21 protein-coding genes and 1 riboswitch are annotated in these 15,544 nt (G+C 70.7%); of the genes, 14 read left to right on the top strand and 7 right to left on the bottom strand.

Annotated features, from left to right (window positions below; translation table 11 throughout):
• Positions 1–10 precede the first annotated feature (10 nt).
• On the top strand, positions 11–649 hold the full coding sequence (locus tag HII36_RS18640) for a class II aldolase/adducin family protein (RefSeq protein WP_173524483.1): 639 nt from the start codon (positions 11–13) through the stop codon (positions 647–649).
• Positions 650–748: 99 nt separating this feature from the next.
• On the opposite strand, the gene HII36_RS18635 is transcribed toward HII36_RS18640, so the two are convergent.
• A complete protein-coding gene (locus HII36_RS18635; RefSeq protein WP_173524482.1) occupies positions 749–2,317 on the bottom strand; it encodes a DUF885 domain-containing protein in 1,569 nt (522 codons plus the stop codon).
• Positions 2,318–2,340: 23 nt separating this feature from the next.
• On the opposite strand from HII36_RS18635, the gene HII36_RS18630 reads away from it, so the two are divergent.
• The gene (locus tag HII36_RS18630) at positions 2,341–3,546 is read left to right on the top strand and encodes a DUF4032 domain-containing protein (protein ID WP_173524481.1); all 1,206 of its coding nucleotides are present in this window, start codon (positions 2,341–2,343) and stop codon (positions 3,544–3,546) included.
• A gap of 12 nt (positions 3,547–3,558) precedes the next feature.
• On the opposite strand, the gene HII36_RS18625 is transcribed toward HII36_RS18630, so the two are convergent.
• Complete coding sequence (locus HII36_RS18625) at positions 3,559–4,161, bottom strand: NAD(P)-dependent oxidoreductase (protein ID WP_173524480.1); 603 nt, start codon at positions 4,159–4,161, stop codon at positions 3,559–3,561.
• Between the two features lie 54 nt (positions 4,162–4,215).
• Here HII36_RS18625 and HII36_RS18620 point away from each other — a divergent pair, with 54 nt between their 5' ends.
• The 4 genes from HII36_RS18620 to HII36_RS18605 all read left to right on the top strand — a co-directional run bounded on the left by HII36_RS18620 (position 4,216) and on the right by HII36_RS18605 (position 6,380).
• Positions 4,216–4,566 (top strand): winged helix-turn-helix transcriptional regulator, encoded by a 351-nt coding sequence (locus HII36_RS18620; protein ID WP_173524479.1) that lies wholly within the window; start codon positions 4,216–4,218, stop codon positions 4,564–4,566.
• Positions 4,567–4,696: 130 nt separating this feature from the next.
• Positions 4,697–5,071, top strand: coding sequence for a roadblock/LC7 domain-containing protein (locus tag HII36_RS18615; RefSeq protein WP_173524478.1), 375 nt, complete (start codon positions 4,697–4,699; stop codon positions 5,069–5,071).
• Positions 5,072–5,074: 3 nt separating this feature from the next.
• Positions 5,075–5,896 (top strand): hypothetical protein, encoded by an 822-nt coding sequence (locus tag HII36_RS18610; protein WP_173524477.1) that lies wholly within the window; start codon positions 5,075–5,077, stop codon positions 5,894–5,896.
• A gap of 112 nt (positions 5,897–6,008) precedes the next feature.
• Positions 6,009–6,380 carry a hypothetical protein gene (locus HII36_RS18605; RefSeq protein WP_173524476.1) on the top strand — a complete coding sequence of 124 codons (372 nt, stop codon included), beginning with the start codon at positions 6,009–6,011 and terminating at the stop codon, positions 6,378–6,380.
• Positions 6,381–6,410: 30 nt separating this feature from the next.
• Here HII36_RS18605 and HII36_RS18600 read toward each other — a convergent pair whose 3' ends face one another.
• The 4 genes from HII36_RS18600 to HII36_RS18585 form a co-directional block, all read right to left on the bottom strand.
• Positions 6,411–7,256 carry an alpha/beta fold hydrolase gene (locus HII36_RS18600; protein ID WP_328807779.1) on the bottom strand — a complete coding sequence of 282 codons (846 nt, stop codon included), beginning with the start codon at positions 7,254–7,256 and terminating at the stop codon, positions 6,411–6,413.
• A 41-nt stretch (positions 7,257–7,297) separates the two neighbouring features.
• The gene (locus HII36_RS18595; protein ID WP_173524475.1) at positions 7,298–7,855 is read right to left on the bottom strand and encodes a hypothetical protein; all 558 of its coding nucleotides are present in this window, start codon (positions 7,853–7,855) and stop codon (positions 7,298–7,300) included.
• A gap of 176 nt (positions 7,856–8,031) precedes the next feature.
• Positions 8,032–8,169: riboswitch (cyclic di-AMP (ydaO/yuaA leader) on the bottom strand.
• Positions 8,170–8,332: 163 nt separating this feature from the next.
• Positions 8,333–8,485 carry a DUF5302 domain-containing protein gene (locus HII36_RS18590; protein ID WP_236003633.1) on the bottom strand — a complete coding sequence of 51 codons (153 nt, stop codon included), beginning with the start codon at positions 8,483–8,485 and terminating at the stop codon, positions 8,333–8,335.
• Between the two features lie 94 nt (positions 8,486–8,579).
• Positions 8,580–10,031, bottom strand: a complete 1,452-nt coding sequence (locus tag HII36_RS18585; RefSeq protein ID WP_328807778.1) for an MDR family MFS transporter — start codon at positions 10,029–10,031, stop codon at positions 8,580–8,582.
• 56 nt (positions 10,032–10,087) lie between these two features.
• On the opposite strand from HII36_RS18585, the gene HII36_RS18580 reads away from it, so the two are divergent.
• From HII36_RS18580 to HII36_RS18545, 8 genes are all read left to right on the top strand, one after another.
• Positions 10,088–10,582, top strand: a complete 495-nt coding sequence (locus HII36_RS18580; RefSeq protein WP_173524472.1) for a PadR family transcriptional regulator — start codon at positions 10,088–10,090, stop codon at positions 10,580–10,582.
• Positions 10,583–10,676: 94 nt separating this feature from the next.
• Positions 10,677–11,663 (top strand): rod shape-determining protein, encoded by a 987-nt coding sequence (locus tag HII36_RS18575; protein ID WP_173524471.1) that lies wholly within the window; start codon positions 10,677–10,679, stop codon positions 11,661–11,663.
• 7 nt (positions 11,664–11,670) lie between these two features.
• Positions 11,671–12,249: a DUF421 domain-containing protein gene (locus HII36_RS18570; RefSeq protein ID WP_173524470.1), complete on the top strand. Its 579-nt coding sequence runs from the start codon at positions 11,671–11,673 to the stop codon at positions 12,247–12,249.
• An 88-nt stretch (positions 12,250–12,337) separates the two neighbouring features.
• Positions 12,338–12,883: an RNA polymerase sigma factor gene (locus tag HII36_RS18565; RefSeq protein WP_173524469.1), complete on the top strand. Its 546-nt coding sequence runs from the start codon at positions 12,338–12,340 to the stop codon at positions 12,881–12,883.
• On the top strand, positions 12,880–13,551 hold the full coding sequence (locus HII36_RS18560) for a hypothetical protein (protein ID WP_173524468.1): 672 nt from the start codon (positions 12,880–12,882) through the stop codon (positions 13,549–13,551). Before HII36_RS18565 ends, HII36_RS18560 begins: the two co-directional genes overlap by 4 nt.
• A 163-nt stretch (positions 13,552–13,714) precedes the next feature.
• Positions 13,715–14,467, top strand: coding sequence for an SDR family NAD(P)-dependent oxidoreductase (locus HII36_RS18555; RefSeq protein ID WP_173524467.1), 753 nt, complete (start codon positions 13,715–13,717; stop codon positions 14,465–14,467).
• 37 nt (positions 14,468–14,504) lie between these two features.
• On the top strand, positions 14,505–14,855 hold the full coding sequence (locus HII36_RS18550) for an ArsR/SmtB family transcription factor (protein WP_173524466.1): 351 nt from the start codon (positions 14,505–14,507) through the stop codon (positions 14,853–14,855).
• Positions 14,848–15,321, top strand: a complete 474-nt coding sequence (locus HII36_RS18545; RefSeq protein WP_173524465.1) for an SRPBCC family protein — start codon at positions 14,848–14,850, stop codon at positions 15,319–15,321. Before HII36_RS18550 ends, HII36_RS18545 begins: the two co-directional genes overlap by 8 nt.
• A 37-nt stretch (positions 15,322–15,358) precedes the next feature.
• Here HII36_RS18545 and HII36_RS18540 read toward each other — a convergent pair.
• On the bottom strand, positions 15,359–15,544 hold a 186-nt coding region (locus tag HII36_RS18540), incomplete at its 5' end, for an ABC transporter permease (protein WP_173524464.1).

The raw sequence follows: 15,544 nt of genomic DNA, 5'->3' as shown, positions 1-15,544 counted from the left end.
CATTGCGCCCATGAGCCTCCGTGAGCAGCTGTGCGAGTACGGCAGGCGCGCCGTCGAGCTCGGCCTGGTGATCGGCACCTCGGGGAACCTGAGCGTGCGCCAGGGCGACCTGGTCGCGGTCACTCCTTCGGGCGCGGCGCTCGATCGGCTGACCCCGGAGATGTGCCCGATCGTGGACGTCGATGGGCACCTGGTCGAGGGCGAGCTCCAGCCGTCCTCGGAGACGCCGATGCACCTGGCGATCTACGCGACCACGGACGCCCAGGCCGTCGTGCACACCCATTCGGTGTTCGGCACGGTGGTGGCCACCACGATGACCGAGCTGCCGCCGGTGCACTACAACGCGCTGCTGCTCGGCGGCGTGGTCAAGGTCGCCGAGTACGCCACGTACGGCACCCCGGAGCTGGCGGCCAACGTCCGGGAGGCGCTGGCGGGCAAGCAGGCCGCGCTCATGGCGAACCACGGCGGGGTGACCATCGGGGCCACGCTGGAGCAGGCGTTCGAGTCGACGCGGCTGCTGGAGTGGCTGTGCGAGGTGTACGTGCGCGCGCTCGCCGTCGGCAAGCCGAACATCCTGACGGACGCGCAGCTCGACGCGGTGGTGGAACGCGCGGCCCACCCGCCGGCCTTCCCGCGCCGCCGACCCTGACCGCTCTTCGAGCCGGCCCGCCGCACGCAACGGCGGGCCGGCTCACCAGGAGCCGCGCGCGGGATCCCGGGCTCAGGCATCCCGCGCGGGATCCCGGGTTCAGGCCAGCGCGACCTGTTCGGCGAGCCCGAGCGGCAGTCCGCCGGACCCGGCGATCTTGTCGTGGAACTCCCGCAGGGACCCGGTGAACGACTCCCTGATCCGGTCGATCTCGATGGCCCCCGTCAGGTACGACGGCGCCTGCGTGGGCCACGCGCAGTACCGGCTGACCTCGCCCTGGGCCGTCCCGGGCGACAGCGACGCCTTGGTCGCCATGAACGTCTCCGCCTGCTCGATCGTCATGTCCTCGCAGTGCAGCGCCGTGTCCACGACGATCCTGGCCGCGCGGAAGATCCGGCAGTCCAGATGCCCCAGCTCGGTCGCGGGCGTGTCGAAGTAGCCCTGCTCGTGCAGCACCTTCTCGACGTACAGCGCCCAGCCCTCGGTGAAGTACGGCGTCCTGAACACCTTGCGCACGGTGCGCGGGTTGCCGGCCATGAACGACAGGTGCCAGTGGTGCCCCGGGTACGCCTCGTGCACCGCGATCGACGGCATCTGCGCCCGCGAGTTGGTGCGCAGGCGCTGGCGGATCTGCTCGGGGGTGAAGTCGTCCGGCGTGTACGGGACGAAGAAGACGCCGGCCCGCGAGCTGGTCAGCGGCGGCGGGGCCAGGTAGTGGGCGACGGACAGGACCGGCCTGGTGTACTCCGCGGACGGCAGCACCTGGCACTCCTCGCCCTCGGGGAAGGTGACCAGGTCGCGCTCGCGGACGAACTCGCGCGCCCGCCGGGTCTCGGCCTCGTACTCGGCCCGCATGTCGGCCAGCGTCGGCGGGTGGTCGTCCATCAGGGACTCCATCGCGGCCCGCCAGTCTTCGCCGCCGTTGACCCGGGTGGACACCGCGCGCATGCGCTCGTCCAGGTCGGCCCAGGCGAGCCTGCCCTTCTCGTGCAGTTCGGCGGCGCCGTAGCCGAGCAGTTCGCGCTCGCGCAGCAGGATGGAGTAGAGCTTCTCCCCCATCCGCCAGGTTCCGCCGCAGGTGAACGACTCCAGGAACGTGACAAACGCGTCGAACGCCGCGGCGGCCGGCTCGGCGGCCTCGGCGAGCCTGGCGCGCAGGTCCGGGTCCTCGACCATGGCGGGAACGGTCCTGGTGAGGAAGCTCCTGCCGGTGCGGGCCGGGCCGAGGGCACGCTGGACGATCAGCGGCGCGGCCAGGTCGGCGTCCAGGTTCGCCTGGCACGCGGCCAGCACCCCCGGCACCTCGGCCAGCCTGGAGATCGCCGCGGACACCAGTTCGGGCTCCGGCTTGAGCCGCTGCTGGAAGGGGGTGAACATCGAGCCGAAGACGGCCCCGAGGTACACCGCGGGGTCGCGCCGCCATTCGGGCCAGGATTGGACCGCTATCGCGCCTCTGAGCTGGGAGAGCACGAGGTCTCTGTCGATCGCGTCGTCGAGGCTCGCGATCTCGGTCTGGGCCAGGCGCTCCAGCCAGAGTCGCTCCTCACGCTCGCGAGCGGTGAACGCGGCCGCGGAGAAATCTCCGAGAGTGTGGTCGTAGCCTTCGGCTCCCAGAAGGCCGGCGACGACAGGTCGGGCGGAAAAGTACCACTTGAGAAAGTCGTCCACTTATGAACAATATCCTGGTCGGCATGCCCCTCCAGATCACCGGCGCGCTCGAAGACCCTGACCTCATCCGACTGCCTTGGGACGTTCCACTGGCCGACTGGCCCGAGCATCATCTGGTCGACCTCCCGCGCGGCATCTCCCGTCACGTGGTGCGTTTCGCCAGGCTCTCCGGCAAGGTCTACGCGATCAAGGAGATCAGCGAGCGTTACGCCAAGCGCGAGTACCAGTTGTTGTGGGACCTGGCCAGGCTGGACGCGCCCGCGGTCGAGCCCGTCGCGTACGTCACCGGCCGCGAGGAGGGCCTGGACGCCGCGCTGATCACCAGGCACCTGCAGTTCTCGCTGCCGTACCGGGCGGTCATGTCCGGCACGCTCCGCCCCGACACGCTGACCAGGCTGCTCGACGCGCTCGCCGTGCTGCTCGTGCGGCTGCACCTGAACGGCTTCTACTGGGGCGACTGCTCCCTGTCGAACACGTTGTTCCGCAGGGACGCGGGCGCGTTCGCGGCGTACCTGGTGGACGCCGAGACCGGCGAGATGCACCCGATGATCAGCGAGGGCCAGCGGGCGGCCGACATCGACACCGCGCACACCAACATCTTCGGCGAGATGCTCGACCTGGAGGCCGGCGGCCTGCTGCACCCGTCGATCGACCCGATGGACACCGCCGAGGACATCGTCACCCGCTACCACCGCCTCTGGGACGAGATCACCCAGGACGAGATCATCGAGGAGGTCGACTGGCACCGCGTCGAGCAGCGCATCAGGCGGCTGAACCTGCTCGGCTTCGACGTGGCCGAGATGATGGTGCGGCGCAAGGTCGGCACCGGGCGCCTGATCGTCCGGCCCAAGGTCGTGGACGCCGGGCACCACCAGCGGCGGCTGCTCAGGCTGACCGGGCTCGACGTCGAGGAGAACCAGGCCAGGCGGCTGCTCAACGACCTCGACGGGTTCCGGGTGGCCAAGGGGCTGCGGCACGAGGACGAGGCGATCGTGGCGCACCGGTGGCTGGCGGAGGTCTTCCAGCCGACGATCGAGGGCGTGCCCGCGGCGCTGCGCCGCAAGCTGGACCCCGCGCAGCTGTTCCACGAGGTGCTGGACCACCGGTGGTACCTGTCGGAGGGGGCCGGCGCCGACGTCGGGCTGTCCACCGCGGTGAAGTCGTACGTGGACAACGTCCTGGTGTACAAGCCCGACGAGAAGGCGCTGCTGCCCGACGAGATCGACTGATCGGGCGGCCGGTCAGTAGGCGACCGTGATGCGGCGGCGCGGGTGCGCGTGCTTCTCGACCTCGTCGGCGATGGCGACGGCGTAGTCCTCGGCGCTGATGAAGCTGCGCCCGTCGGGGTCGGTGAGCAGGTGGTCGCCGCCGATGCGGTAGACCCCGGTGCGCTCGCCCGGCGCGATCTCGGCGGCCGGCGAGACGTAGGTCCAGTCCAGGTCCTCGGCCCGCAGGTAGAGGTCGAGCGCGGCGCGCTGGGCGAGCGCCTCCTTCTTGTAGAGCTCGGGGAAGTCGGGCGTGTCGACCAGGTCGAGGCCGGGTCCGACCTTCAGCCCGCCCGCGCCGCCGACCGCGATCAGGCGGCTCGCGCCGGCCGCGCGCACGCCGTCGATGAGCGCGCGGGTGGCGTCGAGGAACGGGCCTTCGGGCTCGGTGCCGTCGCGCGGCGGTGCGATGGCGGAGACGACCACGTCGTAGCCCTCGGCCAGCGTGCCCGTGTCGCGTACGTCGCCCTTGACGGGCCCGGAACGGCTGAGTCCGGTGACGTCGAATCCGCGTCCGGCCAGTTCGGCGGCGATGCGCGAGCCCAGCATGCCGGTCGCGCCAAAGAGAAGGATCTTCATGTCGCCAAGAGTATCCAGGAGATACTGGTTACTTCATCGTGCTATAAGTACCTTATGGATACCGGCGACGTCTTCGACCCGAATTGCCCGACGAGGGTGGTCCTCGACCGGATCGGCGACAAGTGGTCGGTGCTCGTCCTGCTCAGCCTCGACGACGGGCCGCTGCGCTTCACCGAGCTGCGTACCAGGATCGGCGGCGTCACGCCCAAGGTGCTGACGCAGACGCTGCGTTCCATGGAACTGGACGGGCTGCTCACCCGCGAGGTGTTCGCCGAGGTGCCGCCGCGGGTCGAGTACACCCTGACCGACCTGGGCCGTTCGCTGCACGCCCCGCTCTCGGCGGTGGCCGCGTGGGCGGAGCAGAACGTGAATAAGATTCTCAGTTATCGCGAAAAATCGGCATAAATTAAGCAGTTCTGCTTCATAGTGGGGTTCTTCTACGCCCCTGCGGTATAAACCTTCCACTTCCGTCCCGTGGCGCCGCCGCCGTCCCCCCTACGCTTGCCGAATCCCGGACCGGCGAGGGGAGCGCAACGTGCTGGGGCTCGACACCTGCCTGGCCGAGGTCATGGCCATTCCAGGCGCACTGGACGCGATGCTGGTCGATCACACCAGCGGCATGGCCGTGGTGGCCAGCGGCGCGGACGACACGGACACCGAACGCTCGGCCGCGGCGCTGACCGAGGCGCTGCGGGCCACCGCCGACGGGCTGGCGCGCTCGTCGCCAGGCGAGAGCGTGCGCATCGACGACATGCTCGTCACCACCGACAAGGGGCACCACCTGTTCCGGCCGCTGCAGACGGCCTTCGAGGGCCCGCTGGTCATCTACGTCCGCCTGGATCTCGAACTCTCGAACCTCGCCCTGGCCCGCTACCGGCTGCGGGACATCTCGGGCCGGCTGCTGGCGTGAGTCATGGCGCCACTCGACACCCTTCTGACCGGGCTCGCCCGCGAGCGTTCCACCGGCGCGCTGCGCGTCGGCAGGCAGGGCACGATCTTCCTGACCGACGGGCGCGTGACGTACATGGAGTGCGCGCAGACGCCCGGCGTCGAACGCCTGCTCACCGCCAACGGGCGGGTGCCCGAGTCGGCGCTGCGCAAGCTGCAGGCCGACGGCGGCTGCGACCGCCTGCTGCGCGAGGGCCGGGTCACGCTGGGCGAGTTGCAGTACGCGGTGCTCGGGGTGGTCCTGGACGCGGCCTTCTTCCTGCTGCCCGCCACCGGGAGCAGGCCCAAGTTCCGCCCGGGCGAGCGGCACTGGCTGGGCGGCCAGTGGTTCTTCGACGTGCCAGGGCTGGTGCGCGAGTGCGCGCGGCGGCGGGCCCAGCTCGCCAGGATCTGGCCGTCCGCCGAGGTGGACAGCGCACCGGTGCGGCTCGCCACGCGGTTGCCGGGGCACGGCGTGGCGCTCAGCCGGGTGCAGTGGGAGATCATCGCGGCGGGCGAGCGCGAGGCGACCCCGCTGGAGCTGGCCAGGCAGCTCGGCAGGACGGCCTACTCGGTCCTGCTGGCGGTGCGCTACCTGGCCGCCGCGGGGCTGCTCGCCGCGCCGGACGTCCAGGAGGCGGCGGCGGAGGCCGTCCAGGAGGCGCCGGCGCTGCCCCGGCGGACCCGACGCCAGAGCGAGCGGCCGCCCGAGCGGGACCGTCACCCCTTCGGGCCGGCGATGACCGGCGACCCGACCGATCTGTCGCTGCTGATGCGGCTGAAGAAGGCCCTGGAGGAGCTGTCATGACGGCAAGCGAGCCCAGATGAGGAGGTTCCTGGAGAGCACGACGCCGCGCGGACGGCACACACCCGCCCGCCGTCGCGGCGCACAAGCACCGAAGAAGGAAACGGAGGAAACCATGGCGAGCATGGACGTCTCCCTCAAGGAGATGGTGGGCATCGACGGCGCGGTCGGAGCGGCGATCGTCGATCACAGCAGCGGTATGGCGCTCGGCACGCTCGGCGGCTCGAAGGACCTGGACCTGCAGATCGCGGCCGCGGGCAACACCGAGGTGGTCAAGGCCAAGCTGCGCACGATGGACTCGCTGGGCATCAAGGACAGCATCGAGGACATCCTGATCACGCTGACCGGCCAGTACCACCTCATCCGGCCGATCACCGGGCGCGGCGGCAAGGGGCTGTTCCTCTATCTCGCGCTCGACCGCAACCGGGCCAACCTGGCGCTGGCCCGGCACCAGCTTCGCTCGATCGAGGAGAAGCTGGAGGTCTGAGCCGGGCCGCCGCCGGTTCGCCTACTCGCCTCAGCCGCTGGTGAGCTTGGTGATCGCGGCGATCAGGTCCGGCCAGAGATCGCGCGGCAGATCGTGTCCCATGCCGGGGAACGTCAGCAGCGTCGCGCCGGCGATGGCCGCGGCCGTGGCCTGACCGCCCGCGAGCGGGATGAGCGGGTCCGCCTCGCCGTGGACGACGAGGGTGGGCACGGCCAGCTCGCGCAGCAGTTCCGTGCGGTCGCCCGAGGCGACGATGGCGGCCAGCTGCCTGGCGGTGCCCGCCGGGTCGAAGGCGCGGTCGTAGGCCAGCCCGGCGACCCGCAGGATCCGCTCGCGGTCGATCGGGTAGCCGGGCGAGCCGATGATCGACCAGGTCTCCAGCGCCTGGGCCAGCACGGCCTCGCGGCCGGCCGGCGGGCGGCCGGCCAGCACGGCCATGGCCTCGGGGGTGGGCGGGGCGATCTGTGGTCCCGGCGTGGACATGATGGAGGTCAGCGTGAGCACCCGGGCGGGATGCCTGATGGCGAGCGTCTGGGCGATCATGCCGCCCATCGACGCGCCGACCACGTGGGCGGCCGGCCAGCCGAGCACGTCGAGCAGCGCGGCGGTGTCGGCGGCCATGTCGTCCAGCACATACGGCGAGGGCGCCCCCATGGCGGGGGCGCCCTCGTCGTGGAAGTGCGTGGACAGGCCCGCGTCGCGGTTGTCGAACCTGACGACGTGATGTCCCTGCTCGGCCAGGAGCGCGCACCAGTCATCGTCCCAGTGCACGAGCTGGGCGCCGAGCCCCATGATGAGGAGCAGGGGCCGGTCTTGCGGAGAGCCGAAGCTCTCGTAGGCGATCTCTATGCCGTTGACGGCTACGCGGGTGGTCACGGGTACTAGAATGACATTCTAGTACCCGGTCGTAAAGAGCTTTACTGCGCCGGGGGCTGGGCGGGGTTGGTGTCGGTCTTCGCCCAGGCGCGGGTCGAGAACGGCACCGGGTAGTTCTTCTTGCCCTTGCCCTCGCCCCACTTGGTGATGACGTACTCGACCTTGATGTGGCCCTGGCCACCGACGCCGTCGACGTGCAGGGTGTCGGTGTTGAAGGTGCCGCCGGTCAGCTCGGCGAAGGTCTTGGCGTCCAGGTCGAGCATGATGCCGCGGTTGGACGGCGTGCCGGGGCCGCGGTCGCCGACGAAGAAGGGCATCTTCTTGCCCTTGTACACGACGTAGCCCTCGGTCATGAGCGGCCACGAGGGGCTGGCGACCATGCCCTTCTGCATCGGCTTGCCGGAGGCGGGCAGGCCGGTGTCACCGGCGCGGCCGGAGGAGTCGTCCCAGAAGTAGGACGCCGTGGTCGAGCCCTTGAGCAGGACCTTCTCGTCGGTACCGGTGTCGGCGTGGGCCGCCACGCCGGCGGCGAGGGAGAGCGCGCCGACGCAGGAGGCGGTCATCAGGGCGAACGGACGCAGGCCAGAGCGAGCAGACATGAAAGATTGAGTCCTTTGTGAGGGGACGGGGAGATGCGCGTGTACGCGCAGCCCGGCAGAACGCCAGAGGTGGGCTGCGCGCGGGGAGATGAGCGCAAGGAAAAGCTTTAAGGTCTGAAGGGCCGCTTTGCGCGGCTGGCACTACGTGAGTGGCGGTACGACGCGGTACATGTGGGGTGTCCTCTCCATCTCGCCTACCGGGTTAGCTGACGGGTTCGGCCGTGGAGATGGCCTACTGGCACTGACGTGCCGGATTCACCCCAACAAGGTGGGTCCCCGGTTCCCGGCGGTGCGGGATTCGGCGCCAGCTGATCGCCCTTCCTGGGTAAGGGCCACGTCACCAGCTGGTAACGAGGATCAGACTAACCTTTGAATCGGACATACGCAAACGAATCGTCATGAATCGGGCGAAGATCTACCCATTTCGGCAAAGAGAAAGGGGGCGCGGCATGCCGCACCCCCGGAAAACACGCTGTTTCAGCCGCCGCTCTTGCGCCTGAAGGATCGTTTGCTCGCAGCCGGTCCGTGCGCCCCGTGGATCTTCGATGGGTCGACGCCCCTGCCACCAGCTCCTGAGTCCGCGTGCTGGGCTCGCTTGCGATCCAGCGCCTCGCGGAACTTCCGCTTCATCTCGTCCTCGGGAGTTTCTTCGACTTCCGGCTCCGGTGTTTCCGCCATGAGGACCTCCTGGTGTTGGGACATACACAGCTTCGCACGACGTCCCTTATGACGCGAAACCGGCCTCAACTTTGCCCGCGGGCGCGGACGGGACCTCCAGCCGCTTGGCCGGCAACGCCACCAGCGCGACCAGCGCGATCAACGCGCCCGCCACGCCCAGCGCGGGGATGACCACGGACGCGGCCTCGGCGTGCGCGGCGGCCACCCCGCGCACAGGGGCGTCGGCGGCGACCACGCCGGTGTAGACGGTGCCGGCCAGGGCCAGCGCCACGGAACCGCCGACCTGGCGGAAGAAGGTCAGGTTCGCCGAGGCGGTGCCGATGTACTGCGGCGGCACCGAGGCCTGCACGGCGACGGTCAGGCCGGACAACATCGGGCCCACGCCGAGCCCCATGAGCACCATCCAGCCCGCCAGGACCACGCCGTCGGTCGCCAGCGAGAGGTTGAGGCAGAGCAGCGCGCCCGCGGTCAGCAGGAACGGCGACACCAGCAGCCACGGCTTGTACACCTTGGTCCTGGTCATCAGCACGCCCATCAGCGCGCTGCCGAGCACCATGGCCAGCGTCATCGGGTAGATCTTCAGCCCGGACTCCGTGGCGCTGCCGCCCAGCGCCTCCTGGAAGTACCTGGGCAGGAACACCACGCCGGCGAACATGCAGAACGCGGTGAAGAACGAGGTCACGTTGACCAGCGTGTACGTCCGGTTGGCGAACAGGTGCAGCGGCATGATCGGGCTCTCCGCCCGCCGCTCCACCATCACGAACACCACCAGCGACACCAGCGCCAGCCCGATCGGCCCGGCCACCGGCAGGTCGCCCCACCCGTTGCCGTCGAGCCCCTTCTCGGTCAGCCCGAGCAGCAGCGCGCTGATGGCCAGCGTGAAGACGCCGATGCCCAGGTAGTCTGGCCGGCCCCCGCCCACGCCCGGCCGGTTGGGCAGGCGGAGCACCACGATCGCGATCAGCACCGCGCCGAGCGGCACGTTCACGTAGAAGGCCCACCGCCAGGACGCCTGGTCGGTGAACAACCCGCCGAGGAACGGCCCGGCCAGGTAGGACAACGCCATCACCCCGCCCATCGCGCCCTGCACCTTGGCGCCGCCCTGGCTGGGCGGGAACAGCTCCATCACCAGGGCCAGCGACAGCGGCAGCAACGCGCCCGCGCCCAGCCCCTGCAGCGCGCGGAAGGCGATGAGCTGCGTCATGTCCTGCGACAACCCGCACAGCGCCGAGCCAAGTACGAACACCGACATCCCGATGAGCAGCAGCGTCTTCCTGCCGTGCTGGTCGGACAGCCGGCCGTACAGCGGCACGGTCACCGTGGACGTCAAGAGGTAGGCGGTGACCACCCAGGTGTAGAGGTCGGCCCCGCCGAGCTCGGCGACGATGCGCGGCAGCGCGGTGCCGACGATCGTCTGGTCGAGCATGGCCAGGAACATCCCGCCGAGCACGGCGAGCAGCAGCAAACCGTCGCCACGCGACTTTGTGTCATTTTTCACAGGTGGAGGCTGACATGTAAGCACTGACATGTCAAGTCTTCGGTATGCTGATCGGCATGTCCCTACGGATCGCGCTACTCGGCCTGCTCCGGGCCAAAGGCCCGGCCAGCGGCTACGACCTGGCCAAGAAGTTCGAGCACTCGATCGATCACGTCTGGCAGGCCGGGCACACCCAGATCTATCCGGAACTGGTGAAGATGGCCGCCGACGGCCTGGTGACGGTCGAGGCGGAAGGCGCGCGGGGGCGCAAGATCTACGAGATCACCCCGGAGGGTCAGCGGGTGCTGCGCGAATGGCTGCTGGGGCACGAGCCGTCCATGACGGTCAGGAGCGAGACGGCGTTGCAGACGTTCCTCATGCCCCTGCTCGACCGCGACGACGCCATCGCGGTGGTCGAGCGCATCAGGGACCGGTTCGAGCGGCGGCGGGCCGAGCTCGACTGCGAGTCGACCACCGGATTCGGCCGCTACGCGCTCAAACTGGGCCTCGCCCAGGTCACCGCGACCGTCCAGTGGGCCGACGAGGTGCTTGCCGACCTGCGGCGCGACTGACCGGGACGTGGTCACGCCGTGAGGCATTCGTGGTGTTGCGTGTAAGCGACGCCGGTAATAACAGGGCCATGGTGGTCAACCCCCTTGTCCTGCGATGAGCCTGTTCGGTCGTGACCTGGCGATGGACCTCGGCACCGCCAGCACGCGTATCTACGCCAAGGGCCGGGGCATCGTGCTCAGTGAGCCGTCGGCGGTCTGGCGCGACCCGCTGACGGGCAAGGTCGTGGGCGTCGGCCAGGAGGCGGCCAGCCGGGCGGACGGGGAGACGTACTGGCCGGTCAACGGCGGCCTGCCGATCGACGGCGAGCTGACCAGACGCATGATCAGGCACTTCCTGCGCAAGGTGCACTGGCACCCGTTCTCCAGGCCGCGCCTGGTGATGGCGGTGCCCGACCACTTCACCCCGATGGAGCAGCACGCGTTGCGCGATCTCGGCTACGAGGCGGAGGCCAGGCGCATCGTGCTGGTGCAGCACGCGCTCGCCGCCGCGCTCGGCGCCGGGCTGCCGGTCAGGGACGCCGCCGGACACATGATCATCGACGTCGGCTGCGCCTCGACCAGGATCGGCGTGGTCGCCAGGGGCTGCGTGGTGGCCGCGGGCACCGCGGGCGGCGGCGGGCACGCGGTGAACCGGGCCATCGTCCGGCTGCTCGACGAGGAGCACGACCTGCTGATCGACGAGCAGGAGGCCGAGACGGTCAAGCGCGCCGCCGGGCCGTCGGGGCAGGATGGGGACCGGCGGGTCACGGTACGCGGCCACGACCGGGAGAGCGGCCGCGAGTCCACGGTGCAGGTCCCGGTCCAGGAGATCTACGAGGCGGCCGGGCAGCCGGTCGACTCCATCGCCAGGGCCGCCATGGAGACCGTGGCGCGCTGCCCCGCGGAACTCGCCGCCGACCTGGTCGAGCGCGGCGCGGTGCTGGTCGGCGGCGGCGCGCTGCTGCGCGGGCTGGGCCGGCGGCTGCGGGCCGGGCTCGGCTTCCCGGTGCGCCGCGCCGCGCACCCGCAGGAATCGGTGGTGCTCGGTCTCGGCCGGTGCGTGGACGACCTGGGGCTCATCGCCAAACTTCGGCGCCGGTGACGTCGTCGTGTGGGAGGACGTCTGGAACACCGGGATCTCGCTCGGCGACAAGGCGTTCCGGACGATCGCCGTCTACCTCACGGTGACCGTGCTGCTGCGCTTCAGCGGCAAGCGCGGCGTGGCCCAGCTCAACAACTTTGACTTCGTGGTCATGCTGCTGATGAGCAACGTGGTGCAGAACGCGATCATCGGCCCGGACGACTCCCTGGTCGGCGGCCTGCTCGGGGTGACGATCCTGGTGGTGTTCAACGCGATGGTGGTGCGCGTCGCCGCGGCCGTGCCGGCGATCGGCAGGATCGTGGAGGGCCGGCCGACCGTGCTGGCCCGCGACGGCGTCTACATCCCGTCCGCGCTGCGCAGGATGGGGCTGCGCCAGGCCGACGTGGACGTGTCGATCCAGCTCAGAGGCGGCGAGAGTGTCGGAGACACCAGCCTGGTACGGCTGGAGCCCGGCGGGTCCATGCTGGTGCGGCTGCGCCCGGAGGAGGAGGACGCCACCGAGGGACACCTGGACGAGCTGGCCGCGCGGCTCGACCGCATCGAGCGCAAGCTCGACACGCTGCTCGGCGACCGGGACCGGCCCTGATCCACGGGCTTCCACACGCTCAGGAAACGCTTCCCACGCCATCGTCCAAGTACGGGTGTAAGGGCGAACGACGAAGGGAGCGAGGCCAGTGCGCCTCAACGAAGACCCCGCGGCCTTTGAGGCCTTCTATCGCCGCCACGTCGATGCGGTGCTGCGGTACGTGGTCAGACGGGTGAGCGACCCGCACCTGGCCGCCGATCTGACCGCGGACATCTTCCTGGCGGCCATGGACTCGGCCGCCACCTACCGTCCAGGACGGGGCAGCGAGATCGCCTGGCTGTACGGCGTGGCGCGCAACGTCGTGTCGGCCGAGCACCGGCGCAGGGCCAGGGAGGCGCGGGCGACCGGCCGCGTCGCCGGCCGCCGGTTGATGGACGACAACGATCTCGCCCGGATGGAGGAGCGGATCGACGCCGAGCGCCGCGCGCGCAAGGCCCTGGAGGCCATGGCCGGGCTGCCGGAGGGCGAGCGGGCGGTGCTGGAACTCGTGGTGATCGACCAGCTCACCGTCACGGAGGCGGCCGCGGCCCTGGGCATCAGGCAGGTGACCGCACGAGTCAGGTTGCATCGGGCCAGACGTGCCCTTGAAGACGTCGCTTCGCCGTCGGCCGTGTACGCGGAGGGTCAGGCATGAGCAATTTCGAAGAGCGCCTGCTCAGTGCGCTCAAGGAAGACATCAGCAGACGAACGATGGAGGGTGGAATGGTCGTGGAAGCGCCGGTGCGGAGCAGGGGACGCCGGGTGGCGGGGCTGGGCGCCGCGGTCGCGGGGGTCGCGGCGGCCACCGTGGCGGCGGTGGCCGTGTTCGGCGGTTTCGCCGCGCCGGCCTTCGCGGTCACCAAGGCCGCCGACGGCGGGGTCGAGGTCACCATCAACGACTACAGCGACCCCGAGGGGCTGGAGCGGGCGCTGGCCGCGCAGGGGATCAAGGCGGCGGTCGACTACCTGCCCGCCGGGCAGACCTGCCAGGACGGCCGGGGCACGCCCGCCAAGTCGTCGTCCGGCCGGACGACGACCACCTCCATCGGCTCCAACGACGGCGAGGGGGTGCGGTTCCGCATCGAGCCCGGGCAGGTCACGGCGGACCAGACGCTGGTGCTGGCGCTCTCCGCGGACCTGTCGGACTCCAGGCCGCCGGTCTCGGCCCGGATGGAGGTCGTCGAGGGCGCGGTGGCCGACTGCGTGCCGACCGCGCTGAACCTGCCGCCGGCCGGCCCTGGCCAGGAGACCGGCGATGGCCCGTCGACGAACGAGGTCACCGGCGAGGACGACCGGGGCGGCACCCACTCCGCCGGCGGCTGATGACCGCGGCCCGGCGGCCCTCCCTTCCCGGGCAGCGGGGCCGCCGGGCCGTGGCAACCTTTTCGCGGCGAGGACCTGTTGACAGCGGCGGGGAGCACGAGCCTATATTCAACCTATAGGTTGATTAACCAACAGGTTGAACAAGCCGGAAGGGACGGCTCCGATGCTCCTGGAGAACAAGGTCGCGGTGATCTACGGCGCGGGCGGCTCGATCGGCGCGGCGGCGGCGCGGGCCTTCGCCCGCGAGGGCGCCCGCGTCCATCTGGCCGGCCGCACGCCTGCCACCCTCGCCAAGGTCGCCGACGAGATCCGCGCGGCCGGCGGCCGGGCCGAGACCGCCCAGGTGGACGCCCTCGACGAAGACTCCGTCACCGCCTTCGCCGGCTCGGTGGCCGAGCGCGAGGGCGGCATCGACGTCTCGTTCAACACGATCGGCGTCCAGGACGTGCAGCGGCCGCTGATGGAGATCTCCGTCGCGGAGTTCACCCAGCCGGTCGAGGTCGCCGTCCGCACCCAGTTCCTGACCACCAGGGCGGCCGTCGAGCACATGATCGGGCGGGGCGGCGGGGTCGTCCTGATGTTCGGCGGCAGCGGCCCGCAGACCCTGCCCGGCCTGGGCGGCTTCAAGGTCGCGCTCGACGCGATGGAGGGCGTCCGCCGGCAGTGGGCCGTCGAGGTCGGCAGGCACGGCATCCGGGTGATCACGCTGGTCACCGGCGGCGTGCCGGAGAGCATCCCGGACTCCTTCCCCGGCAAGGGGGAGATCGCGGACTCGCTGCTGGAGCCGACGCTGCTGGGCAGGACCGCGACCTTGTCCGACGTCGGCGACGTCGCCTCCTTCGTGGCCTCCGACCGGGCCCGCTCGATGACCTCGGCCACGGTGAACATCTCCTGCGGCGCGATCGTGGACTATTAGGTCATCAACCGCGATCGGACCAGAAAGACCCACCCGGATGCCCGACGACGACCAGCTCAGCCTCACCTTCGCCGCCCTGGCCGACCCCACCCGCCGCGCGATCCTGGCCCGGCTGGCCGACCGCGAGGCGACGGTCAACGAGCTGGCCGAGCCGTTCGACATCAGCCTGCAGGCGATCTCCAAACACCTGAAGGTGCTGGAGCGGGCCGGGCTGATCAGCAGGGGCCGCGAGGCGCAGTGGCGGCCGTGCCGGCTGGAGACGGCCCCGCTGGAGTCCGCGTCGGAGTGGATCGACCGCTACCGCGACCGCTGGTCAGACCGCTTCGACCGGCTCGACCGGGAGATCAAGAAGATCCAACGCCGGCAGGAAGGCCGTGAGCATGGGTAACACCGAATTCGTCATCGAACCCGGCCGTCAGGACATCTTCATGATCCACGTCTTCGACGCGCCACGCGACGTGGTGTTCCGTGCCGTCACCGATCCCGAGCTCGTCCCACGCTGGTGGGGGCCGCGATTCCTGGCCACCCGCGTCGACCGCATGGACGCCCGCCCGGGCGGGCGCTGGCGCTTCGTCAACATCGACGCCAAGGGCGGCGAGTACGGCTTCCGCGGCGTCTACCACGACGTGGTGGCGCCCGAGCTGATCGTGCGGACGTGGGAGTTCGAGGGCACGCCCGGCGACGTGGCGCTGGAGACGATCAGGCTGGAAGAGGTGGCGGGCGGCGGGACGCGGTACGTGGCGCAGTCGGTGCACCCGTCGGTGGAGTCCCGGGACGCCATCGTCCGCGCGGACGGGGCGAAAGGCGGCCGGGACTCCATGGAACGACTCGCCGAACTCCTCCGGTCCCTCTGACCACCCGCCCCACCTCTTGGGGGGCGAGCGGCGTGGGTCAGGGGGTGGCCAGGGCCTCGGTGGGTGAGAGGCGGGAGGCGCGGATCGCCGGATAGAGCCCGGCCACCGCGCCGATGACCAGCGTCGCCGCCAGGCCGCCCGCCGTCGCCCAGGCGGGCACCACGGCCGGCCAGCCCTGCCCGAGCGCGTACGCGATCGTCACCCCCGAGCCCAGCACCACCCC

Origin of the sequence: Nonomuraea antri (assembly GCF_013283785.1) — a bacterium.
Lineage (GTDB): Bacteria > Actinomycetota > Actinomycetes > Streptosporangiales > Streptosporangiaceae > Nonomuraea > Nonomuraea antri.
The sequence above is the reverse complement of the archived record's forward strand: the minus strand, read 5'-3'. Positions and strand labels throughout refer to the sequence as shown.